This window comes from Neolewinella lacunae, assembly GCF_014349155.1.
Taxonomy (GTDB): domain Bacteria; phylum Bacteroidota; class Bacteroidia; order Chitinophagales; family Saprospiraceae; genus Neolewinella; species Neolewinella lacunae.
The window spans coordinates 1-1,566 of record NZ_JACSIT010000019.1 but is presented as its reverse complement, the minus strand read 5'-3'; the positions used below and the strand labels follow the sequence as shown (position 1 = coordinate 1,566).

Below are 1,566 nucleotides of genomic sequence, written 5' to 3'. Positions count from 1 at the left end.
GGACGATGTCGGCCGTGAAGGTGGCCCCGAGTTGTACCTGGAAGTTGGCTTCGAGCACGATTTGGGTTTTTGCTTCGAAAACGGTGGGGGTGGGGGAAATGTTGGGGGCTAGTCCAAGTAGTTTTGTTGGGGAGGTCCCATTTACTGAGCACTTGAATTGGCTTCGTAACCTGCTTTGAGGCACTGCGTATACTTAGTCTTTGGGTTGGGGAGCACTCCAAGAATCAAGGAATTTGGTCCAAGATATCATCTCTATGCTTTAAGTTGCGGGATATTTCACTTTTACTATCATCCCTATACTCTTCGTTAACTTTCAGTAGTACAATGGATAGTATCAACGAAAACAGACTAGGATCTAACCACGATAAAAACCCCAGGAACAATATAAGTAGTATTATATGCCTTGGCACATATTTGCTTAGAGATAAACCTGCAATAATCGCAATCGCCAAGCATATTGTACCAAAAAATAATGACACATATAGGCTATTATAGCCTTCTACAATGCCAAAATAGACCGCACTAAAACTCAATGCGTTGTAACCAATTTGTGTCAATACACTTAGCAAAATAAATGCGTAAAGGAACTTAGAAATTTTACTTTTCATTCTTAAAAATTTAGATTACTCATTCTTCAATCTTATTTAATATTGAATCTCGCATGCGGATCAACGTTGATCGAACTCGGTCTTCCCTGACACTATCATTCACATTGTCAAACATTCGAAGTGCTATAGCTGCTTGTCCGCCAACAGCCCCGCTAGATCTGTCTCCTCTTTCCCACTTAAGCCCTTCTGCAAAGATCTCATGTCCAATATTGATGCGATGGTGTCTAGCAACAATCTCTGAAACAGAATCTATTTCTCGTTGAAGTTCTACAGCCTTAATGAGAATAAGGGTGATTTCCTCTGAAGATTGAGAGCCATAGGCAATTAATAATATATCTCCTGGAGATATATTTCCAGATTTGTAGGCTTCACTCCACTTTCCAAGAGGATTGCCATTTGCATCAATTACGTTAGTAAAATCGCTGGCATTATCAAGAACAATGTCCTGATAATTGATTTCACATGATAATTGGCATCCATAATTTTCATTTAGATCTTTTGCAATTTGAGTAGGCCCCTGCCCGTCTTCGACCCTGTAAGCGATTAACCGTCCATCTTCTCCATAAATGGGCTCATCAGAGACTTGATTGTAGTTGTATGATCTAGTTTTTCCATCAGGTGTATCATTCCAAGCTTGTTGCACTAAATCCTGAACCGACTCCCCTATCATACCTGTTGGATCAATAAAAGAAATTGGGTTGTTGTAAGTATACGAATACGTTGAATAAGATGAAATAGTTTCTGCTAATGGATCAACGCTTGCCCATCGCCCCACCGCCGCATCATACCACCGCGCCCCATAATCATGCCACCCCACTTCCTCATTCAACTCCTTCCCATTATACCCATACCGCTGCTCCACCCCCGGCTCCGCCAGCCAGCCCCCTTGCATCTCCATGCCAAAGGGGTAGTAGTGGTTTTCTTGCAACACTTCTGCGGCTTCAATGAGGTTGTTGCC

The 1,566-nt window shown here is 42.2% G+C and carries 2 protein-coding genes; both read right to left on the bottom strand.

Annotated features, from left to right (window positions below; all coding sequences use genetic code 11):
- Positions 1 to 224: 224 nt before the first annotated feature.
- Complete coding sequence (locus tag H9S92_RS00100; protein ID WP_187464700.1) at positions 225 to 608, bottom strand: hypothetical protein; 384 nt, start codon at positions 606 to 608, stop codon at positions 225 to 227.
- Positions 609 to 627: 19 nt separating this feature from the next.
- On the bottom strand, positions 628 to 1,566 hold a 939-nt coding region (locus tag H9S92_RS00095; RefSeq protein WP_187464699.1), incomplete at its 5' end, for an RHS repeat domain-containing protein.